Below are 18,673 nucleotides of genomic sequence, written 5' to 3' on the forward strand. Positions count from 1 at the left end.
GAATGGATTCAGCTGATTGAACTGTAAAACAAATTACTCACATCAACTTTTCCCCGATCTGGCTGAATCTCAGGCACACATTCTTCTGCACGCTTTTTTGATGTCACCTATCCTTAGACTGTGGCATCGCTCTTTTCGCAACACAGGTTTGACTCCGGAGCCGTGCGCTAACCGGAGCGTAAATTCCCAATCCTTCTCAACTCAAACTTAAAGACCAGAACTGTCATGAAAAAGACCAAAATTGTTTGCACCATCGGTCCGAAAACCGAATCCGAAGAGATGCTGGCGAAAATGCTGGACGCTGGCATGAACGTCATGCGTTTAAACTTCTCTCACGGTGACTATGCTGAGCACGGCCAGCGCATCAAAAACCTGCGCAACGTGATGAGCAAAACCGGTAAAAAAGCGGCAATTCTGCTGGACACCAAAGGTCCGGAAATCCGCACCATCAAACTGGAAGGTGGCAACGACGTCTCCCTGAAAGCAGGTCAGACATTCACCTTCACCACAGACAAATCTGTTGTCGGCAACGCGGATACTGTTGCCGTGACGTACGAAGGTTTCACCAACGATCTGAGCGTTGGTAACACCGTACTGGTAGACGATGGTCTGATCGGTATGGAAGTGATCGAAATCGTTGGTAATAAAGTTATCTGTAAAGTGCTGAACAACGGCGACCTCGGTGAAAACAAAGGCGTAAACCTGCCTGGCGTTTCCATCGCTCTGCCGGCGCTGGCTGAAAAAGATAAGCAAGACCTGATTTTCGGTTGCGAACAAGGCGTCGACTTTGTTGCAGCCTCCTTCATCCGTAAACGTTCTGACGTGGTTGAAATTCGTGAGCACCTGAAAGCGCACGGCGGCGAGAACATTCAGATCATCTCCAAAATTGAAAACCAGGAAGGCCTGAACAACTTCGACGAAATCCTCGAAGCCTCCGACGGCATCATGGTTGCGCGTGGCGACCTGGGCGTTGAAATCCCGGTTGAAGAAGTGATCTTCGCGCAGAAGATGATGATTGAAAAATGTATCCGCGCGCGCAAAGTCGTTATCACTGCGACCCAGATGCTCGATTCTATGATTAAAAACCCGCGTCCGACCCGCGCCGAAGCTGGCGACGTGGCGAACGCCATCCTCGACGGCACCGACGCAGTGATGCTGTCTGGCGAATCCGCTAAAGGGAAATACCCGCTGGAAGCGGTGACCATTATGGCCACCATTTGCGAGCGTACCGATCGCGTGATGACCAGCCGTCTGGATTTCAACAACGACAGCCGTAAACTGCGCATCACTGAAGCGGTTTGCCGTGGCGCTGTTGAAACTGCTGAAAAACTGGAAGCTCCGCTGATTGTTGTTGCGACTCAGGGCGGCAAATCTGCTCGCGCTGTGCGTAAATACTTCCCGGATGCCACTATTCTGGCGCTGACCACCAACGAAGTGACCGCGCGTCAGTTGGTGCTGAGCAAAGGCGTTATCCCGCAGCTGGTGAAAGAGATCTCTTCTACAGATGATTTCTACCGTCTGGGTAAAGAAGTGGCGCTGGACAGCGGCCTGGCAAGCAAAGGTGACGTAGTTGTTATGGTTTCCGGTGCACTGGTTCCGAGCGGCACGACAAACACGGCTTCTGTCCACGTCCTGTAATAATAACCGGACAATTCGGACTGATTAAAAAAGCGCCCTTGCGGCGCTTTTTTTATATTCCCGCCTCCATTTAAAATAAAAAATCCAATCGGATTTCACTATTTAAACTGGCCATTATCTAAGATGAATCCGATGGAAGCTCGCTGTTTTAACACGCGTTTTTTAACCTTTTATTGAAAGTCGGTGCTTCTTTGAGCGAACGATCAAATTTAAGTGGATTCCCATCAAAAAAATATTCTCAACCTAAAAAACTTTGTGTAATACTTGTAACGCTACATGGAGATTAACTCAATCTAGAGGGTATTAATAATGAATCGTACTAAACTGGTACTGGGCGCGGTAATCCTGGGTTCTACTCTGCTGGCTGGTTGCTCCAGCAATGCTAAAATCGATCAGCTGTCTTCTGACGTTCAGACTCTGAACGCTAAAGTTGACCAGTTGAGCAACGACGTGAACGCAATCCGTTCCGACGTTCAGGCTGCTAAAGATGACGCAGCTCGCGCTAACCAGCGTCTGGACAACCAGGCTCACTCTTACCGTAAGTAAGAGTTCCTGTAATGAAATGGCGCACTCAGTGCGCCATTTTTTTTGCCTGTAACCTGTAATTTGCCCTTCCTTTTCGTCTACTGCGTTACCGCCTTCTGTTGGGCTTCTGCATCCACCGTCGTTTCTTCCGCGCTGTTCTGTACGGACAACACGCTTTCCGGCGACGCTGCCGCCGCTGTCTTAACCGGAATCGCTATCGGGTAACCTGCCCGCCGATTCAACGCTTGCGTGATCATGCCACTATCACCGCCAGCATGGTGAATAACAGCCTCCAGCGCGGGAGAGAAATTAATCGGCACCGTCTGCGTGTTTTCTTCAACCTTTTGTGCTAACGGACGATGTACTTCAATAAAATGCCGCCCGTCAGGCTCTACGGCGTATTTCACCGGTTCGTTGATAATCGTCACGCGCGTACCAGCCGCAACCTGAGCAAACAGTGCCTGGATATCCGGTGCATTCATGCGAATACAGCCTGAACTAACCCGCAACCCAACGCTGTCCTGTGCATTTGTTCCGTGAATAAGATATTCACCATTGCCAATCCCCAGACGCAGCGCAAAGCGCCCCAGCGGATTATTTGGCCCTGCGGGTATCACCGGCGGCAATTCAATGCCGTTTGCTAGTGAACGCGCGCGAATGCCCGCTGTCGGTGTCCAGGTTGGGTTCGGGATCTTCTGGCTGACCCGAGTCACCGAAACCGGCGTTTCCAGCCCCTGTTGCCCAATACCAATCGGGTAAACCTGCACACTGTTTTTTCCCGGCGGGAAATAATACAGGCGCAGCTCAGCCAGATTAACCACGATCCCTTCGCGCGGTGTATCGGGCAAAATCATTTGTGAAGGGATGGTGACGATCGTTCCCGGCCTCGGCACGGGTGCAATCGTGTTATTGGCTTCAAGGATCAACATTGCTGCTGTGTCGAAATGGCGGGCGATGGCCTGCAGGTTTTTATCCCCCGCCTGCACGGTGTAAGTCTGGTTTTGCCCAATAACACGGCTACCGTCGGCAGGCAGGGGATATTCTGCCGCACGAGCCACCTGGAGTGAGCTTAAGGCGCTAAAAAGATATAAGGAGAGCAAAGACGCGCGTTTCATACGGGAGTTCCTGTATCCACTGACAAGGTGTCAGAAAGCTGAAGATCCAGCGAGGCGCTTAACGCCTCGCGTCGTAACAGGATGAAATATGGTCTTTTAAGTTTAGCTAATGTTGGCGGCTTTGTTGCGAATCGCGCGAATCATTGCCTCAAGCCCCTGCGAGCGAGAAGGCGTCAAATGTTGCGTGAGGGACATCTTTTCAAACCACGGGCGCACGTCAAACGCCACAATATCTTGCGCGGTCATCTGCTGGTAAAGCACAAAAACGATGGCAATAAGCCCTTTGACAATCGCGGCATCGCTGTCGCCAGCCAGTTCCATCACGCCCGCTTCATTGCGATGCATGACAATCCAGACCTGGCTCTGACAGCCCTGAATAATGTTCTCAGGATTGTGCGCTTCGGCACTTAATTCCGGTAGACGCTGCCCCAGCTCAATAATATAGAGGTACTTCTCTTCCCAGTTGGCACAGCGGCTAAAATTGCGCAGCAGTTTCTCTTTATCGGGTAATGCGGCCATTTTTGCCTCTCAAATTATCCCAGCAACTGATGAATGCGTTTCAGGCCTGCCACCAGACGATCCACCTCTTCTTCCGTATTGTACATAACCAATGACGCGCGACACATGGCGGGCACATTGTAAAATGCCATCAGCGGCATCGCGCAATGGTGTCCGGTGCGCACCGCAACGCCGTAATTGTCAAGGAAACTGCCGACATCATAGGCGTGATGTTTCCCGAGATTAAACGCGATGACACCTTTGCGCTGCGCCGGGCCATAAAGCGTCAGATCCGGCACGTCCGCCAGCGCGTTAAGTGCGTAATGCATCAGCGTCTGCTCGTATTCACCAATCGCGTCCAGCCCCAACTTGCGGACATACTCAATTGCCGCACCAAGTCCGATAATGCCGCCTGTGTTCGGCGTACCGGCTTCAAAACGCCACGGCGCTTTCGCATAGGTTGTGCCTTCAGTCAGGCTCACGGTGGCGATCATCGAGCCGCCCCCTTCCCACGGTGGCATATCCTGCAAAATGTCCTCTTTGGCATATAGCACGCCGATGCCGGTAGGCCCATACAGTTTATGACCGGAGAAAACATAGAAATCGCAGTCCAGCGCCTGCACATCCACCGGATGGTGCATTACCGCCTGCGCGCCGTCCACCAACACTTTCGCGCCATGCTGATGCGCCAGCGCAATGATTTCCGCCACCGGGTTTTCGGTGCCCAGCACATTCGATACCTGCGTGATCGCCAGCAGCCGCGAGCGTTCATCCAGTAGCGTCGGCAACACGTCCAGCTGCAGCGTGCCATCCTGATTAAGCGGGATCACGCGCAACTCAGCCCCCACGCGCTCGCACAGCATCTGCCACGGTACGATATTGGCGTGGTGTTCCATCGCGCTAATGATAATGTTGTCGCCCGCGCGCACCTGGCTGTTACCCCAGCTGTTCGCCACCAGGTTAATTCCCTCAGTTGTGCCGCGCACAAACACCAGCTCTTCCGGCAAACGTGCGTTAAGAAACGCCGCCGCCTGCACTCGCACATTTTCCATCCGCTGGGTGGCTTCCGCGCTCAGCGTATGAATACCGCGGTGAACCGCCGCGTACCCGTGGCGGAAAAATTCAGCTTCGGCATCAATCACCTGGTTCGGCTTTTGCGCACTGGCCGCGCTGTCGAGATAGGCCAACGGTAGTCCGTTCACTTCACGCTGCAGCACCGGAAAATCGGCGCGAACGGCGTTCACGGGAAAACTCATACTCTGCCCCCTGCAAGGCGCTGGCTGATACGCGCCAGAACCTGTCGTTTCAATGCCTCGTCGCTAATGGCTTCCGTCAGTTCAGCTGCGAAGGCATGGATTATCATCTGTTGCGCCGCCTGTTGATTGATCCCACGCGAGCGCAAATAAAACATCTGTTCATCATCAATGCGGCCAACCGTCGCGCCGTGGCTGCATTTCACATCATCGGCATAAATTTCCAGTTGCGGCTTGGTATCCACCTCCGCCAGACGCCCGAGCAACAGATTATTGTTGGTCATCTGCCCGTCGGTTTTGATGGCATGTTGCGCAACTTTGATCAGGCCATTAAACACCGCGCGGCCTTTATCGCTAACGATGGTTTTATGCAACTGGCGGCTGTTACAGTAGCCCTGATTATGCTCAAGCCAGGTGCGGGTGTCGCACACTTCCGATTTCACCGGCATCGCCAGGCTGTTGATGCGCAACTGCGTGTTTTCACCATTAAGTTGCGTGCTGGTGTTATGGCGCAACACCGTGCCGCCGAGCAGAAAACTATGGCTATCTGCCGCCGCATCTGCCGCCAGCAAGATGTCATTATGCGCAAAGTGGTAGCTTTGCGGGTTTTCAAACGCCAGTTTGACGTGGTGCAGATGCGCATTCGCCGCCACATTCATCGTCAGGCGTGACCCCGTAAAGTGGCGCGCGTCGTTCAGGCTGACATAGTGTTCGTACACTGTTGCTTCCGCGCCCTGCGCCAGTTCAAGATGGTGGCGATAATGGGCGGTATTCATCTCGTCGCCCGCCACCCCCTGAGTAATATGCATAAGCAGCAATGGCTTAGCTGGCCGCTGATTACGCGCCACCTGAATCCTGGTCACGCTCTGCGCCAGGCTTTCGGTCAGATGCAGGAATACTTCCGGCTGCACCGGCGCAGGCAGCGCCTCTCGCACATCAGCAAAACTGATATCAAAACCGGAACCCGCCGTGTCGTCGCTCAGCGCCGTGTTAAACTGACCATCGACAAACACCAGCCGCACGGCATCCACTGGCAATGCCAGCGCGTCGCGTTGCTCGGCACCGATCGTGCCGGAGGTGCTAACAAACTGGCTGTTCAGTAAGCCTTCCAGCGGCGTGTATTTCCAGTTTTCATGTTTGCGTGTCGGCAACCCTAAACGCAGCATTTGCTGCAGATGCTGCTGCGCCGATTCAGAACGCGTCCCACCCTGGGTTTCAAACAGATGATGCCACTGTTGCAGCGCGTTACTGCTGTTCGGTAAGCCAGCCATAGCCCTGCTCCTCCAGTTGCTTAACCAGCGTGAAATCACCGGATTTCACGATGCGCCCCTGATACAACACATGAACGAAATCCGGCTTGATGTAATCCAGGATCCGCTGATAGTGCGTGACAATGATAAATGCGCGTTTTTCATCACGCAGCGCATTCACCCCTTCAGCAACAATTTTTAGCGCATCAATATCAAGACCGGAGTCCGTTTCATCCAGGATGCACAGTTCAGGTTCCAGCACCGCCATTTGTAGAATGTCGTTACGTTTTTTCTCGCCGCCAGAGAAACCGACATTGACCGAACGGGTAAGCAGATCTTCGGGCATTTTCAGCAGCTTGATTTTGTCTTCCATCAGATCCTGGAAGTCAAACCGATCCAGCGCCTCTTCGCCGCGATATTCACGCACCGCATTAAGCGCCGTTTGCAGGAAAAACTGATTACTGACGCCGGGGATCTCCACCGGATACTGGAACGCCATAAACACGCCTTCACCAGCACGGTCTTCCGGCGACAGCTCCAGCAAATCTTTGCCTTTAAACTCGACGCTGCCACCCACTACTTCATAATCTTCACGGCCAGCCAGTGTCGCAGAAAGCGTACTTTTCCCGGAGCCGTTCGGCCCCATAATCGCGTGGACTTCACCGGGGCGCACCTCCAGGCTCAGGCCTCGCAGGATCTCTTTATCTTCAACGCTTACCTGCAAGTCTTTAATACTTAACATTTCTTATCCTTTAATCCTTAACCGACACTGTGTTCAAGGCTGATGGCCAGCAGTTTTTGCGCTTCAACGGCAAACTCCAGCGGCAGTTCAGAAAAGACGTCTTTACAGAAGCCGTTGACGATCATGGAAATGGCATCGTCTTCACTGATCCCGCGTTGCAGGCAATAGAAGAGCTGATCTTCACCGATACGTGACGTCGTGGCTTCATGTTCAAGCTGAGCGCTGTTATTACGGCACTCGACATACGGGAAAGTATGCGCCCCGCAATCCGGGCCAATCAGCATCGAGTCGCACTGGGTGAAATTACGGGCATTGGTCGCCGTCGGCATGATTTTCACCAGCCCGCGATAGCTGTTCTGGCTATGCCCGGCGGAGATCCCTTTCGAAATAATCGTCGATTTAGTGTTCTTACCGATATGGATCATCTTGGTGCCGGTATCCGCCTGCTGATGCCCGCTGGTCAGCGCAACAGAGAAGAATTCACCGATGGAGTTATCGCCGCGCAGAATACAGCTGGGGTATTTCCAGGTGATGGCGGAGCCCGTCTCAGATTGCGTCCACGACATCTTGCTGTTTTCGCCTTCGCACAGCGCGCGCTTGGTCACGAAGTTGAGGATCCCACCGGTGTTGTTATCCCCCGGGAACCAGTTTTGCACCGTGGAGTATTTCACTTCCGCGTCTTTGTGAATGATCACTTCCACTACTGCTGCGTGCAGTTGATAGCTGTCGCGCACCGGTGCGGAACACCCTTCGATATAGCTGACGTAACTCCCTTCATCCGCCACCAAAATAGTGCGCTCAAACTGGCCGGTTTTTTCCGCATTAATGCGGAAATAGGTCGACAGTTCCATTGGGCAACGCACGCCTTTCGGGATGTAGATAAAAGTGCCATCTGAGGCAACGGCAGCGTTAAGCGCGGCAAAAAAGTTGTCATTGGAAGGAACCACCGTTCCGAGGTATTTTTTAACCAGTTCCGGGTGGTCATGGATCGCCTCGCCGAACGAGCAGAAGATGATCCCTTGCTCCGACAATTTTTCCCGGTACGTCGTTGCCACCGAGACGGAGTCAAAAATCGCGTCAACCGCCACTTCTTTACCTTCACGCACCGGGACGCCTAGCTGGTTAAAGGCCTCTTCAACTTCTTCCGTCAGCCAGGCATTTGCGCCGGTCTGTTGCACCGCTCCGGGCTGCGAGGCGCACGTGTCATCGCAGTTGCCACAGGAAGGTGCGGAGTAGTAACTGTAATCCTGGTAATCCAGTTTTTCGTAATGGGCTTTCAGCCAGTGCGGCTCTTCCATCTCCAGCCACGCCCGGAAAGCGTTCAGGCGAAACTCAAGCATCCATTCTGGTTCGTTGCGTTTCGCTGAAATGGCCCGCACGACCTCTTCATTGATGCCTTTTGCCAGCTCGTCGGTGCTCAGCCGGGTAAAAAAGCCCTCTTTATAATTGAGGTTGCCGCCGGTCCAGATTTTGACATCGTCAGTTGCTTCAGTATTACGAGACATAGTACCGCCTATACCCCGAAACTTTCGCCACAGCCGCATTCGTGCTGGGCTTTCGGGTTATGAAATTTGAAGATCTGATTTAAACCTTCACGCACGTAATCCACTTCGGTGCCGTCAATAAATGGCATCGCTTGCAGCGGTACGTAAAGGCGCGCGCCGTCAGATTCATAAAGCAAATCGTCTTCGCTCGGCTCCGTCACGGTATTGAGTACATAGCCAAAACCTGCGCAACCCGTCTGCTTGATACCAAGCCGTACACCGAGCACACCGGCCTGCTTACTGGCCAGCGCACGAATATGTTCTGCGGCAGCGGGTGTCATGGTTAACCCCCGCCACGTAAAATCTTGCGGATTAAATGATTCCATCGTTTACCTCACATCAGCAGATCAAAGGCTCATAATGCTATGTTAGTGATAATGATTATCACTTCAACCTCTTTTCCGAAGGGTTATTAGCCACAAGCCCCTTTTTTCGGCACATGTTATAAGCATAGACTCTGCGCAAAGGCTTTACAGGTAAGTGAAAATTTGTTTAATAAATTGATAAATAATGAGTTTAGAGGGTGTAGCGGCGACCAGACGGTGAAAAAGAAAAGATGCATAGCCAATACCTATTACTGAGATAGGATTTTGAAATTTTTCAATGTTAAAAGTGACCCGCTTATCAAAACATTATGTTTTCGCAAAACGCTGTCTTAACGCGTAGCCCCAACTTCAGCGCTTTACGTTTTTAAAATTAATCTCCAGTGATATCAACAGTCCGCCCGCCAGCGGCAAAATAGTCATAGTAAAAAGTTGAACCGGATGCTGGAATGAGTGTCCGAAAACAAGAATTTTTTACCACATTTGAGCAAGTTATGGATAAAACGGCGTTGATTTTGCTGCTGCTCGCGGTGGTGGTTCTGGTGGTGGGTTTATGGTCAATTTTCAGCGAAACGCTGTGGATAGTAGCCAGCTTCCTGGAAACGTTGCTTTACCCCACTATCTCCACACCGGAGTGACGTTATGGTGTTCTGGTCGCTATTACATAAATAGCATGGGATAAGAAAAAACATTCGAAAAAGAAGAAATTACCCCCTCATTTCTGAAATGAAGTCAGTTATATTCGGCTTTTTTAAAATGTGCTCACATCGCTGAGCCATCAAACAAGGAGAGTATTGATGAATGCAAAACCAATGATGTCTTTTTTAGATAGCGGAACGGGTTTTCCCGTGCTGTTAGGCCATAGCTATTTGTTTGATAAAGCGATGTGGTCGCCACAAATTGAAACGCTTAGCCGGCACTTTCGTGTGATCGTACCGGATTTGTGGGGGCATGGTGAATCCCCGGCATTGCCTGGCTCACCCACCTCTCTGGCCGATATTGCCGCCGACCATCTGGCTTTAATGGATTCGCTCAATATCGATCAGTTTGCCGTGGTCGGCTTGTCGGTCGGTGGAATGTGGGGAGCAGAACTCGCGGCCGCCGCACCGTCGCGGGTTAAGGCTGTGATGTTATTTGATACCTTTATTGGCGATGAAACGGATCTGGCGCGTGAGCGTTACTTCGCAATGCTCAACGCCATCGAGGCGACCGGCACTATTCCCCCGGCATTACTCGATTATATTGTCAGTCAATTTTATTCGCAGTTTGCCGCGCCTGAAGATGTTCAGCAGCTCATCGCTTATCTTTCCTCGCTCTCTACAGAGCAGCTTCGCAGCAGTATTGTGCCGCTCGGTAAATTGATTTTCGGCCGACCAGATCGTATGAGCATTCTGGATGCTGTGGCTTGTCCGGCGCATGTGGCAACTGGCGAACTGGATCTGCCGCGCCCGCCAGTGGAAGGGCGACAGATGGCAGAAGCATTAGGTTGTGAATTCACGTTGATTCCTAATGCGGCGCATATCAGTAACCGGGAGAACCCTGAATGTGTTTCACAATTGATTGTCGGCTTTCTGAAGCAACATTGTTGATCCCTCATCACACTGCAAAAGCCAGGAAATTAGCACCCTGGCGATAGCCTGTTGCTAACCCTTTAATTAATCCGACGGGAAACCGGATGAGATGATACGTTTCCCGTTCGTTCTTTTATTCCCGATCTGGTTATAGCTGTAATAAAACTGTCATTATATTTTTATGTTCGGCAGTTTATTTTTAAACGCATCCTAAATACACCTTCTATACGTCTGTTACACATCGATGATGCCAAAGAAAGTAATAAAGGTTCTGGCTTATAAACACGCGCACATTACCAGCAAACATCTTACTTATGTTAATATTGTTAATTAATTCGTGCTTTATTGCCGTAAGCCAAACTTCATGCAGAAGTTGGTTGAGCACATTCGCGGTCAATCAACTTTCCCACTACTAAACAACAACCTAACGCAAACTAAACGCAAAAAAAATAATAACAAAACCGACAAAATATAAATATTAAGAATAATCTTCTTTGGTAATTTATAGATTTAAGCGATCATTTTCATGATAGTAATAGATGCAGACTATCAAAATAAGATAATCGATCATTCAAAACAATTTTCAATCGTTATCCAGGCCTGTGTAGAATTGAAAATTGTTCATTAAGAATGTCCTGTTCTTTTGAGTAGGGGCTAAATCAGGAAAATGAAAATTAACACACTGGAAATAAAAGGCAGAAAATTCCTGATGACGGCAGAGTTTCACCCCATTATTACGCTCTCAGGAAAAAAGATTCTCCGCTATCAAGCGGTGGCGCAATTTTATAACGCTGAGGATTTTCTTATTCCTGCAGAGCAAATAGCAACGTTGCTCGAAGAAACGGCGGTTAGCAGAAAAGTCACCGATTTTATTTTTGAGGTTATTTGTCATGTACTAAAAATGAAGGAAACCATGACGCTTTCCTTCATTTTATCGCCGCAGTTGGTTAATGATATGGATTATCTTACCCAGCTCATTGAACGCTGCCAGCACCATAATATTGCCCCGCAACGTATCGAAATTGAAGTTAACGATAAAATCACTTATCCACAATTTATCAGTAGGTTACCAGCGTTAAAGAAAGCCAAAGAGTACGGCTTTATGGTTTCACTCGGTAAGTTTAGTCATGGGAATGAGCATGCAGAACGCCTGCAATTGTTTGCATTCAATACCATTAAAATCGACCGTTCCCTTGTTGATGGCATTGCCCGTTACCCGGCAAAACTATCAACACTGCACCGTTTCATTGGCAGCGTGATACCTGCCGGTACGAACGTGATTTGCGAAGGCGTGGATAGCTCCGCCGACCTCGCTCTGCTTAACAGGTATCACTCTGGCGGTATTCAGGGGTACACCTTTTCCCGCCCGCTGAGTTTTAAGCAACTCCAGCTACTGGAAGGGTTTTAAACTCGCCCACAAGCCGCTGGCGGGGTGATTGGGTGAACGTCAAGCTCACAGTGCGTGCACTATTCCTCTGCGTTTTCGCGGGTGCAGATGATCGCTTTATCTTCAGTGTGCTTGCTGTCCGCGTAGAAAAAGGCTTTTTTGCCCGTTTCGATCTGCGTGATGATATGGATCGCCGCCCAGTTGGTATCCTTGTTTTGATCCTGGCTGTCGGTATAAATCAGCGAGCGCCCGGAATATTGATCGGAGATCTCATACGGTTTCTCCTGCGGATTCGTGTAATGTCGGCCATTGATAGTGAGCCCATCCGGTTCGACGCTGGCGCGGTATTCATCACACTGCAACGTGATACCCGCAGCAGACGAATACGCCGATAATAAGGCTAAACAGCCGCCCGCAATAAACTTGACCATAACCATCCCGTATACATTTTGTTGGCAACAGAATAATACAACGCCCCTGAGAAGGGGCGCGTTAACAAAGGTTAGTTATAAAGCGAAGGTTCGCCGACCGGGCGGGTTTTAAAACGCCGGTGGATCCAGAGATACTGCTCCGGTGCGCGCAGAATTTCGTGCTCGATCACTTTGTTCATATAGCTAGCGGCGGCAAACTCATCCTCAACCGGATAGTCATTCAGCGCCTGGCCGATATGCAGCGAATAACCGGAGAAATCCTCTTTACGCACCATCGTTACCGTCAACATTTTTGCCCCTGAAAGGCGCGATAAAACGTATGTTCCGTTGGTCGTTGCCGCGTTTTGAACACTGAAGAACGGGGCGAAAATACTGCCTTTGCGCCCGTAATCCTGATCCGGCGCGAACCAAACGGCTTCACCTTGTTTCAGCGCATTGACCAGACCTTTCAGGTTACGGCGATCAATCATCGATTTATTGGAACGCATACGCCCGCGCGTCTGCACCCATTCCATCAACACATTATTGTGCGGACGATAGGTGGCCATCATTGGCTGGCAAAGTCCCATTACACGCCCCCCCAGCTCCAGCGACATAAAATGCACGCCGACCACCATCACGCCACGCTGGCTGGCCTGGGCGGCCTGCAAGTGCTGATAGCCTTCGACATCAAACCAGCGGCGTACACGCTTATCCGACCAAAACCACGCCATGCCGGTTTCAATCAACCCCATGCCCAACGACATAAAGTTTTTCGCAATCAGCCGCTCGCGCAGCTCATCACTCATATGGGGGAAACATAATTCGAGATTACGGCGAGCGATACGCTCGCGACGTTGCAGGAAACGACGCGATTGCCGACCCAGCCCCGCACCAAGGCGGGCAAGAACAGGATAAGGAAGTTGAACGAGCAGCCAGAGCAAACCTAATCCGGCCCATGTCACCCAATGGCGTGGGTGTAAAAATGCAAGCTTGAACGATGTCATCATTGTTACCTAAAAGCCTCTATTCAGTAGCGCTTAAAGAGACAATGAATCACTTCATCAGGTCATTACGCGTTACAGCCACTCGCGCCGGTTGCAGATAACCGGGCGGTACATCCAGTGCCGGACAATATAGCACGAAGAGCTAAAATCTAATGCTCAGAATAATGAATAAAAAATGAAGATTTTTCGGCGGTTATACCGCCGAAAATGATTAAACCACTGCCGTGGTCAGCCGTGATGAACAGCACAGGCGGGATTGTTCGTCATAAATATCGATTTGCCAGACCTGATGGCGCCCGCCTGTATGCAGCGCCCGGCAAACACCGCGCACACGCCCGCTGCGCACCGAGCGCAAATGGTTGGCGTTCACCTCCAGCCCCACCACTTTCTGCTCCCCTTCCGTACACAAATAGCCGGCAACAGAACCGAGCGTTTCCGCCAGCACCACCGACGCGCCACCGTGTAGAAGGCCAAATGGCTGATGGGTTCGTTGGTCTACCGGCATGCTCGCCTCCAGCGCATCGTCACTGATGCACTCAAAACGAATATCCAGCAGCCCCACCATATTGCCATCACCCATTGCATTAAGGGCTTCCAGCGTAACCGCACGTTTCCAGATCATCCCAAAATCTCCAGTAATGCCTGAAGTGGATGGCGCACGCCATTCCCTTCGATTCGTTTCACCTGGCTGCGACAAGAGTAGCCGGTCGCCAGACAGCGATTACGCGGCAAACGCTGCATCGCCTGATGCCAGGAAAGCTCATAAATCCCCAGCGAACTGGCATGGTTCTTCACTTCATGACCATAGGTTCCGGCCATACCGCAACAACCAACGCTGACATTTTCCAGTACCGCACCGAAACGCGCAAAAATCGACGTCCATTGCCCCGTAGCACCCGGCAACGCAGTCACTTCTGTACAGTGACCAAACAGATACCATGGCTCGCCGCTGGGCGCTCGTTCCCCGATATTATCCAGCGCCGCTGGTAGCCATTCATGCACCAGTTGCACATGAAAGTCGCCACGCTTATCGCCTAACGCCAGCTTGTACTCGTCGCGGTAGCAGAGCACCAAAGCCGGGTCGACACCGACCATCGGCATGCCCAATTGTGCCACACGATTAAGGAAATCTGCGGTTTTCTGCGCCGTTTTGGCAAAGCGATTCAGGAAACCTTTAATGTGTTGAGCCTTACCGTTTGGCGAGAAAGGTAACACTACCGGCTCGAAGCCAAGCCGTTCGACCAGGCGAACAAAATCGGCCACCACTTGCGCATCGTAATAGCTGGTGAACGGATCCTGCACCACCAGCACAGTTTTCGCTTTCTGCACGGCATTGAGTTGTTCAAGGTGCTCAAGCGTCATGTTCGCCGTGCGATGCCCGACCATCTGACGCTGCAATGACGGCACAGACAACAACGGTAAATCCACCATGCCGATATGCTTCGCGGAAAGGGAACGCACCCACGGCTGGCTCATAAAAAAGTTAAATGTTTTCGGCGCGCGCGCCATTAATGGCGCATAGCTCTCAACCGTGGCGACCAGATGGTCGCGCACCGGACGCAGATAACGGCTGTGATAGAGCTGCAGAAAGCGTGACCGGAACTCCGGCACATCAATCTTGATCGGGCACTGCGTTGAGCACGCTTTACAGGCCAGGCAGCCGGACATCGCCTCTTTGACTTCATGCGAGAAATCATACTCCCCGCGACGTGCATGCCAGCTATTGCGCGTACGCTCGATTAATGTGCGTAAACTGGCACGCTTTTCCGGCAACTCTTTTTCCAGCTTCACCGGATCGATGCCACGATCTGCCAGCAATCGTAGCCATTCACGCACCAGCGTTGCCCGTCCTTTTGGCGAATGAATACGGTTCGCCGAGATTTTCATCGACGGGCACATCGGGCTTTTCACATCGAAGTTAAAGCACAAGCCATTACCGTTACACTCCATCGCGCCGCGCCATGATGAACGCACGGCGATAGGAATTTGCCGGTCAAGCGTACCGCGTTTAACGTCATCCACCTTCTTCATCGGCGCATCAAGGCCTTCAGGCGGGCAGATTTTACCGGGGTTCAGACGGTTTTCCGGATCAAAAGCCGCTTTGATTTTGCGTAACTCACCATATAGCTGTTCGCCAAAAAAGGCCGGGCTATATTCGGCGCGGAAACCTTTCCCGTGCTCGCCCCATAGCAAACCGCCATATTTCGCCGTCAACGCCACCACATCATCGGAAATGGATTTCATCAGCACTTCTTGCTGCGGGTCGCACATATCCAGCGCAGGCCGCACGTGCAGTACCCCTGCGTCAACGTGACCAAACATGCCGTAGCTCAGGCCGTGTCCATCAAGTAGCGCTCGGAATTCAACGATGTAGTCCGCCAGATGTTCCGGCGGCACGCAGGTATCTTCCGCGAAGGGAATCGGCTTGGCCGCGCCTTTCGCGTTCCCTAATAACCCCACGGCTTTTTTACGCATGGCATAAATGCGCTCAATGCCTGTCAGATCCTCGCACAATTGCCAGCCAATCACGCCACCTTCACCATTGGCCATTAACGTATCGAGGCGCTGGCACAGCGACTGCACTTGCGCATCAATCAGCGGCTGATCGTCACCGGCAAACTCAACAATATTCAGGCCAAGCAGGTTTTTGTCCGGCACATCGGTAATCAGCTCTTTCACCGAATGCCAGACAATATCTTCCCGCGCCAGGTTAAGCACTTTCGAATCCACGGTTTCGACGGAGAGCGCCCGCGCTTCCACCATAAACGGCGCATTGCGCAGCGCAGAATCAAAAGAATCATATTTAACATTCACCAGACGGCGAACTTTTGGCAGCGGTGTGATATCAAGGCGCGCTTCGGTAATAAACGCCAGCGTCCCTTCTGAGCCGGTCAGAATGCGGGTTAAATCAAATTCGGTCATCTCGTCATTGAACACATGACGCAAATCGTAACCGGTGAGAAAACGGTTCAGTTTGGGAAAGTTATCCAGAATCAACTGGCGATTATCACGACAGCGCTCCAGCACGGTTTTATAAATTCGCCCGATAGCGGTACTGGCGTTACCCAGCGTTTCTGCAAGCGCCACCGGCATCGCTTGCGTATCGAGGATATCGCCGCCCAGCAACACAGCGCGAACACCCAGCACATGGTCGGAGGTTTTCCCGTACACCAGGGAACCCTGCCCGGAGGCGTCGGTGTTGATCATTCCCCCCAGGGTCGCACGGTTGCTGGTCGACAGCTCTGGCGCGAAGAAGAAGCCATAAGGTTTCAAATACTGGTTGAGCTGATCTTTAATAACGCCCGCCTCAACGCGCACCCACCCCTCTTCGGGGTTAATTTCCATAATGCGGTTCATATAGCGGGACATATCAACGATGATGCCCTGGTTCAGCGCCTGACCATTGGTGCCGGTACCGCCGCCGCGCGGGGTAAAGACCAGCGAGCGAAAACGCGGCTCGGCAGCGAGGCGTGTGATCAAGGCAACGTCGGACGTTGAACGAGGGAAAACGACGGCATCGGGTAATAGCTGGTAAATACTGTTGTCTGTCGCCATCGTTAGCCTGTCGGCGTAGCTGGTGGCGGTATCACCGGTAAAACCTTGTTGCTCCAAAGCCTGCAAAAAATTCAGCACCAGTTGAACGACACCCGGCGCCTGAGAAATCTGTGGGATCATTATGCTTGACCCTGCCTGACTGTTAGTGTTGTGAATAGTTAATCGTTTGCTTTAAGCATTCATCGTTGTATCACATTTTTTTCTTATGCGCCCATGAGAATTACAGGCAGAATCAGACTGTCCAAAACCGCTGAAATCATTAATCATTATCACTGGTGATTTCCAGAAACACCGAATTTTCAGCCACTCAATAAGGTGAGTAAATCGTATGGTTGATCTACGTCAGTCCAGGGATGTACCGCAAATCATGCTGTCGGTACTGTTTTTAGCAATCATGATTATCGCCTGCCTGTGGGTCGTCCAGCCCTTCATCCTCGGTTTTGCCTGGGCAGGAACGGTGGTGATCGCCACCTGGCCACTGCTGGTGCGCCTGCAACGTATACTGTTTGGCCGCCGCTCGCTGGCGGTGTTAGTGATGATGCTGCTGTTAATCCTGCTGTTTATTATTCCGGTCGCACTACTGGTTAATAGCCTGGTGGACTCCAGCGGCCCGGTGATCCACGCTATCAGCACCGGTGCCATGTCACCGCCGGATTTAGCCTGGCTTAACAGCGTTCCTTTCGTCGGTGAGAAGCTCTACGCGGGCTGGCACAGCCTGCTGGATATGGGCGGCAGCGCCATTATGGCCAAGCTGCGCCCGTATGTAGGCGCGACAACCACCTGGTTTGTCGGCCAGGCCGCGCATATCGGGCGCTTTATGCTGCACTGCGCCCTGATGTTGCTGTTCAGCGCCCTGCTCTACTGGCGCGGTGAGCAAGTTGCCAGAGGGATCCGCCATTTCGCCATTCGTCTTGCCGGAAAACGTGGCGATGCCGCCGTGCTGCTGGCAGGCCAGGCTATCCGTGCCGTAGCGCTGGGCGTGGTGGTCACCGCGCTGGTACAGGCCGTGCTTGGCGGCGTTGGCCTGGCCATTTCCGGCGTGCCCTACGCCACGCTGTTTACCGTGGTCATGCTGATGACCTGTCTGGTGCAGCTCGGGCCGTTACTGGTGCTGGTTCCGGCCATTATCTGGCTTTACTGGAGTGGAGATTCCACCTGGGGCACCGTGCTGCTGGTCTGGAGCTGCGTTGTCGCCACGCTGGATAACTTTATCCGCCCGGTACTGATCCGCATGGGCGCTGATTTACCGTTGATCCTTATTCTTTCGGGAGTCATTGGCGGCCTGGTCGCTTTCGGCATGATTGGTCTGTTTATTGGCCCGGTATTACTGGCAGTCTCCTGGCGGCTATTCTCCGCGTGGGTGAATGAAGCGCCTGAACCGGCGACGGCAGATAATGCGCTAAGCGAAGCCGACGATTTAGATACCCCCTCCTGAAAATAATTAAGGCGGGGTAGCCCGCCTTAATTATTATTAAGCACTACTTATCATTTCAAACGCAAAACTCCATCCAGACCCTTCTGAAAGCGAAATAATGCGCGGTTTAACCCATATATTCTTCACCTCCGTTTAACTAATGAGACGAATCTGATCGACGCAAAAAATCGACATGCCTACTATTAGCTCACGGTTATAAATCAACACCTTGATTTATAAGCATGGAAATCCCCTGAGTGAAACAACGAATTGCTGTGTGTAGTCTTTGCCCATCTCCCACGATGGGCTTTTTTTTCGCCGCTTTGCGCGCAAACACTTATTTACCGGATGCAGACACGCTACCTTTGCCGCTCACTGCGCAGGCACCATTATCAATAGCCCACCAATCGGTAGATAATGCATCGTGCCCGTCACAAGCAC

The 18,673-nt window shown here is 51.8% G+C and carries 18 protein-coding genes and 1 other RNA gene; 8 read left to right on the plus strand and 11 right to left on the minus strand.

The window, feature by feature from the left end; all coding sequences use genetic code 11:
* Positions 1–16 precede the first annotated feature (16 nt).
* The 3 genes from ynhH (at position 17) to C813_RS35845 (ending at position 2,184) form a co-directional block, all read left to right on the plus strand.
* On the plus strand, positions 17–211 hold the full coding sequence (gene ynhH / locus C813_RS47745) for a protein YnhH (protein ID WP_425284203.1): 195 nt from the start codon (positions 17–19) through the stop codon (positions 209–211).
* A gap of 14 nt (positions 212–225) precedes the next feature.
* Entirely contained in the window at positions 226–1,638 is a 1,413-nt protein-coding gene (pykF, locus tag C813_RS35840; RefSeq protein ID WP_017456583.1) for a pyruvate kinase PykF, read from the plus strand.
* Between the two features lie 309 nt (positions 1,639–1,947).
* Positions 1,948–2,184, plus strand: coding sequence for a major outer membrane lipoprotein (locus C813_RS35845; protein ID WP_007374746.1), 237 nt, complete (start codon positions 1,948–1,950; stop codon positions 2,182–2,184).
* Positions 2,185–2,261: 77 nt separating this feature from the next.
* On the opposite strand, the gene ldtE is transcribed toward C813_RS35845, so the two are convergent.
* The 7 genes from ldtE to sufA form a co-directional block, all read right to left on the minus strand.
* Positions 2,262–3,278: a L,D-transpeptidase LdtE gene (gene ldtE, locus C813_RS35850; RefSeq protein WP_017456582.1), complete on the minus strand. Its 1,017-nt coding sequence runs from the start codon at positions 3,276–3,278 to the stop codon at positions 2,262–2,264.
* Between the two features lie 102 nt (positions 3,279–3,380).
* The gene (sufE, locus tag C813_RS35855; RefSeq protein WP_017456581.1) at positions 3,381–3,797 is read right to left on the minus strand and encodes a cysteine desulfuration protein SufE; all 417 of its coding nucleotides are present in this window, start codon (positions 3,795–3,797) and stop codon (positions 3,381–3,383) included.
* Positions 3,798–3,811: 14 nt separating this feature from the next.
* Positions 3,812–5,032 (minus strand): cysteine desulfurase SufS, encoded by a 1,221-nt coding sequence (gene sufS / locus C813_RS35860; RefSeq protein WP_017456580.1) that lies wholly within the window; start codon positions 5,030–5,032, stop codon positions 3,812–3,814.
* Complete coding sequence (gene sufD / locus C813_RS35865; RefSeq protein ID WP_017456579.1) at positions 5,029–6,300, minus strand: Fe-S cluster assembly protein SufD; 1,272 nt, start codon at positions 6,298–6,300, stop codon at positions 5,029–5,031. The genes sufS and sufD overlap by 4 nt, the downstream gene beginning before the upstream one ends.
* The gene (gene sufC / locus C813_RS35870; protein WP_017456578.1) at positions 6,275–7,021 is read right to left on the minus strand and encodes a Fe-S cluster assembly ATPase SufC; all 747 of its coding nucleotides are present in this window, start codon (positions 7,019–7,021) and stop codon (positions 6,275–6,277) included. Before sufC ends, sufD begins: the two co-directional genes overlap by 26 nt.
* Positions 7,022–7,038: 17 nt before the next feature.
* Positions 7,039–8,526 carry a Fe-S cluster assembly protein SufB gene (gene sufB, locus C813_RS35875; RefSeq protein ID WP_017456577.1) on the minus strand — a complete coding sequence of 496 codons (1,488 nt, stop codon included), beginning with the start codon at positions 8,524–8,526 and terminating at the stop codon, positions 7,039–7,041.
* A gap of 8 nt (positions 8,527–8,534) precedes the next feature.
* Positions 8,535–8,891 (minus strand): Fe-S cluster assembly scaffold SufA, encoded by a 357-nt coding sequence (gene sufA / locus C813_RS35880; RefSeq protein WP_017456576.1) that lies wholly within the window; start codon positions 8,889–8,891, stop codon positions 8,535–8,537.
* A gap of 446 nt (positions 8,892–9,337) precedes the next feature.
* Between sufA and C813_RS35885 the strand changes: the two genes are divergently transcribed.
* The 3 genes from C813_RS35885 to C813_RS35895 all read left to right on the plus strand — a co-directional run bounded on the left by C813_RS35885 (position 9,338) and on the right by C813_RS35895 (position 11,867).
* A complete protein-coding gene (locus tag C813_RS35885) occupies positions 9,338–9,526 on the plus strand; it encodes an Ecr family regulatory small membrane protein (protein ID WP_017456575.1) in 189 nt (62 codons plus the stop codon).
* Between the two features lie 159 nt (positions 9,527–9,685).
* The gene (locus C813_RS35890; RefSeq protein ID WP_017456574.1) at positions 9,686–10,477 is read left to right on the plus strand and encodes an alpha/beta fold hydrolase; all 792 of its coding nucleotides are present in this window, start codon (positions 9,686–9,688) and stop codon (positions 10,475–10,477) included.
* A gap of 649 nt (positions 10,478–11,126) precedes the next feature.
* Entirely contained in the window at positions 11,127–11,867 is a 741-nt protein-coding gene (locus C813_RS35895) for an EAL domain-containing protein (RefSeq protein ID WP_017456573.1), read from the plus strand.
* Positions 11,868–11,926: 59 nt separating this feature from the next.
* On the opposite strand, the gene C813_RS35900 is transcribed toward C813_RS35895, so the two are convergent.
* The 4 genes from C813_RS35900 to ydiJ form a co-directional block, all read right to left on the minus strand.
* The gene (locus C813_RS35900; RefSeq protein ID WP_238593029.1) at positions 11,927–12,277 is read right to left on the minus strand and encodes a hypothetical protein; all 351 of its coding nucleotides are present in this window, start codon (positions 12,275–12,277) and stop codon (positions 11,927–11,929) included.
* 71 nt (positions 12,278–12,348) lie between these two features.
* On the minus strand, positions 12,349–13,266 hold the full coding sequence (lpxP, locus tag C813_RS35905) for a kdo(2)-lipid IV(A) palmitoleoyltransferase (RefSeq protein WP_017456571.1): 918 nt from the start codon (positions 13,264–13,266) through the stop codon (positions 12,349–12,351).
* 208 nt (positions 13,267–13,474) lie between these two features.
* Positions 13,475–13,885 (minus strand): 1,4-dihydroxy-2-naphthoyl-CoA hydrolase, encoded by a 411-nt coding sequence (gene menI / locus C813_RS35910; protein WP_017456570.1) that lies wholly within the window; start codon positions 13,883–13,885, stop codon positions 13,475–13,477.
* Positions 13,882–16,938 (minus strand): D-2-hydroxyglutarate dehydrogenase YdiJ, encoded by a 3,057-nt coding sequence (gene ydiJ / locus C813_RS35915; RefSeq protein WP_017456569.1) that lies wholly within the window; start codon positions 16,936–16,938, stop codon positions 13,882–13,884. Before ydiJ ends, menI begins: the two co-directional genes overlap by 4 nt.
* Positions 16,939–17,146: 208 nt before the next feature.
* Between ydiJ and ydiK the strand changes: the two genes are divergently transcribed.
* The gene (gene ydiK / locus C813_RS35920; protein WP_017456568.1) at positions 17,147–18,253 is read left to right on the plus strand and encodes an AI-2E family transporter YdiK; all 1,107 of its coding nucleotides are present in this window, start codon (positions 17,147–17,149) and stop codon (positions 18,251–18,253) included.
* Between the two features lie 189 nt (positions 18,254–18,442).
* Positions 18,443–18,550: antisense sRNA RprA (gene rprA / locus C813_RS35925), an RNA gene on the plus strand.
* The last annotated feature ends 123 nt before the right edge of the window (positions 18,551–18,673 follow it).

Source organism: Kosakonia sacchari SP1, from assembly GCF_000300455.3.
In the GTDB taxonomy this organism is placed as follows: Bacteria; Pseudomonadota; Gammaproteobacteria; order Enterobacterales; family Enterobacteriaceae; genus Kosakonia; species Kosakonia sacchari.

Bases quoted from the DNA above. Each gene is read 5' to 3' on its own strand.
- C813_RS35895 (WP_017456573.1), top strand. From the start codon at position 11,127: ATGAAAATTAACACACTGGAAATAAAAGGCAGAAAATTCCTGATGACG.
- C813_RS35885 (WP_017456575.1), top strand. From the start codon at position 9,338: ATGAGTGTCCGAAAACAAGAATTTTTTACCACATTTGAGCAAGTTATG.
- C813_RS35900 (WP_238593029.1), bottom strand. From the start codon at position 12,277: ATGGTCAAGTTTATTGCGGGCGGCTGTTTAGCCTTATTATCGGCGTAT.
- ldtE (WP_017456582.1), bottom strand. From the start codon at position 3,278: ATGAAACGCGCGTCTTTGCTCTCCTTATATCTTTTTAGCGCCTTAAGC.
- ydiJ (WP_017456569.1), bottom strand. From the start codon at position 16,938: ATGATCCCACAGATTTCTCAGGCGCCGGGTGTCGTTCAACTGGTGCTG.
- pykF (WP_017456583.1), top strand. From the start codon at position 226: ATGAAAAAGACCAAAATTGTTTGCACCATCGGTCCGAAAACCGAATCC.
- sufA (WP_017456576.1), bottom strand. From the start codon at position 8,891: ATGGAATCATTTAATCCGCAAGATTTTACGTGGCGGGGGTTAACCATG.
- sufB (WP_017456577.1), bottom strand. From the start codon at position 8,526: ATGTCTCGTAATACTGAAGCAACTGACGATGTCAAAATCTGGACCGGC.
- sufD (WP_017456579.1), bottom strand. From the start codon at position 6,300: ATGGCTGGCTTACCGAACAGCAGTAACGCGCTGCAACAGTGGCATCAT.
- menI (WP_017456570.1), bottom strand. From the start codon at position 13,885: ATGATCTGGAAACGTGCGGTTACGCTGGAAGCCCTTAATGCAATGGGT.
- lpxP (WP_017456571.1), bottom strand. From the start codon at position 13,266: ATGATGACATCGTTCAAGCTTGCATTTTTACACCCACGCCATTGGGTG.
- C813_RS35890 (WP_017456574.1), top strand. From the start codon at position 9,686: ATGAATGCAAAACCAATGATGTCTTTTTTAGATAGCGGAACGGGTTTT.
- sufE (WP_017456581.1), bottom strand. From the start codon at position 3,797: ATGGCCGCATTACCCGATAAAGAGAAACTGCTGCGCAATTTTAGCCGC.
- ydiK (WP_017456568.1), top strand. From the start codon at position 17,147: ATGGTTGATCTACGTCAGTCCAGGGATGTACCGCAAATCATGCTGTCG.
- sufS (WP_017456580.1), bottom strand. From the start codon at position 5,032: ATGAGTTTTCCCGTGAACGCCGTTCGCGCCGATTTTCCGGTGCTGCAG.
- sufC (WP_017456578.1), bottom strand. From the start codon at position 7,021: ATGTTAAGTATTAAAGACTTGCAGGTAAGCGTTGAAGATAAAGAGATC.
- C813_RS35845 (WP_007374746.1), top strand. From the start codon at position 1,948: ATGAATCGTACTAAACTGGTACTGGGCGCGGTAATCCTGGGTTCTACT.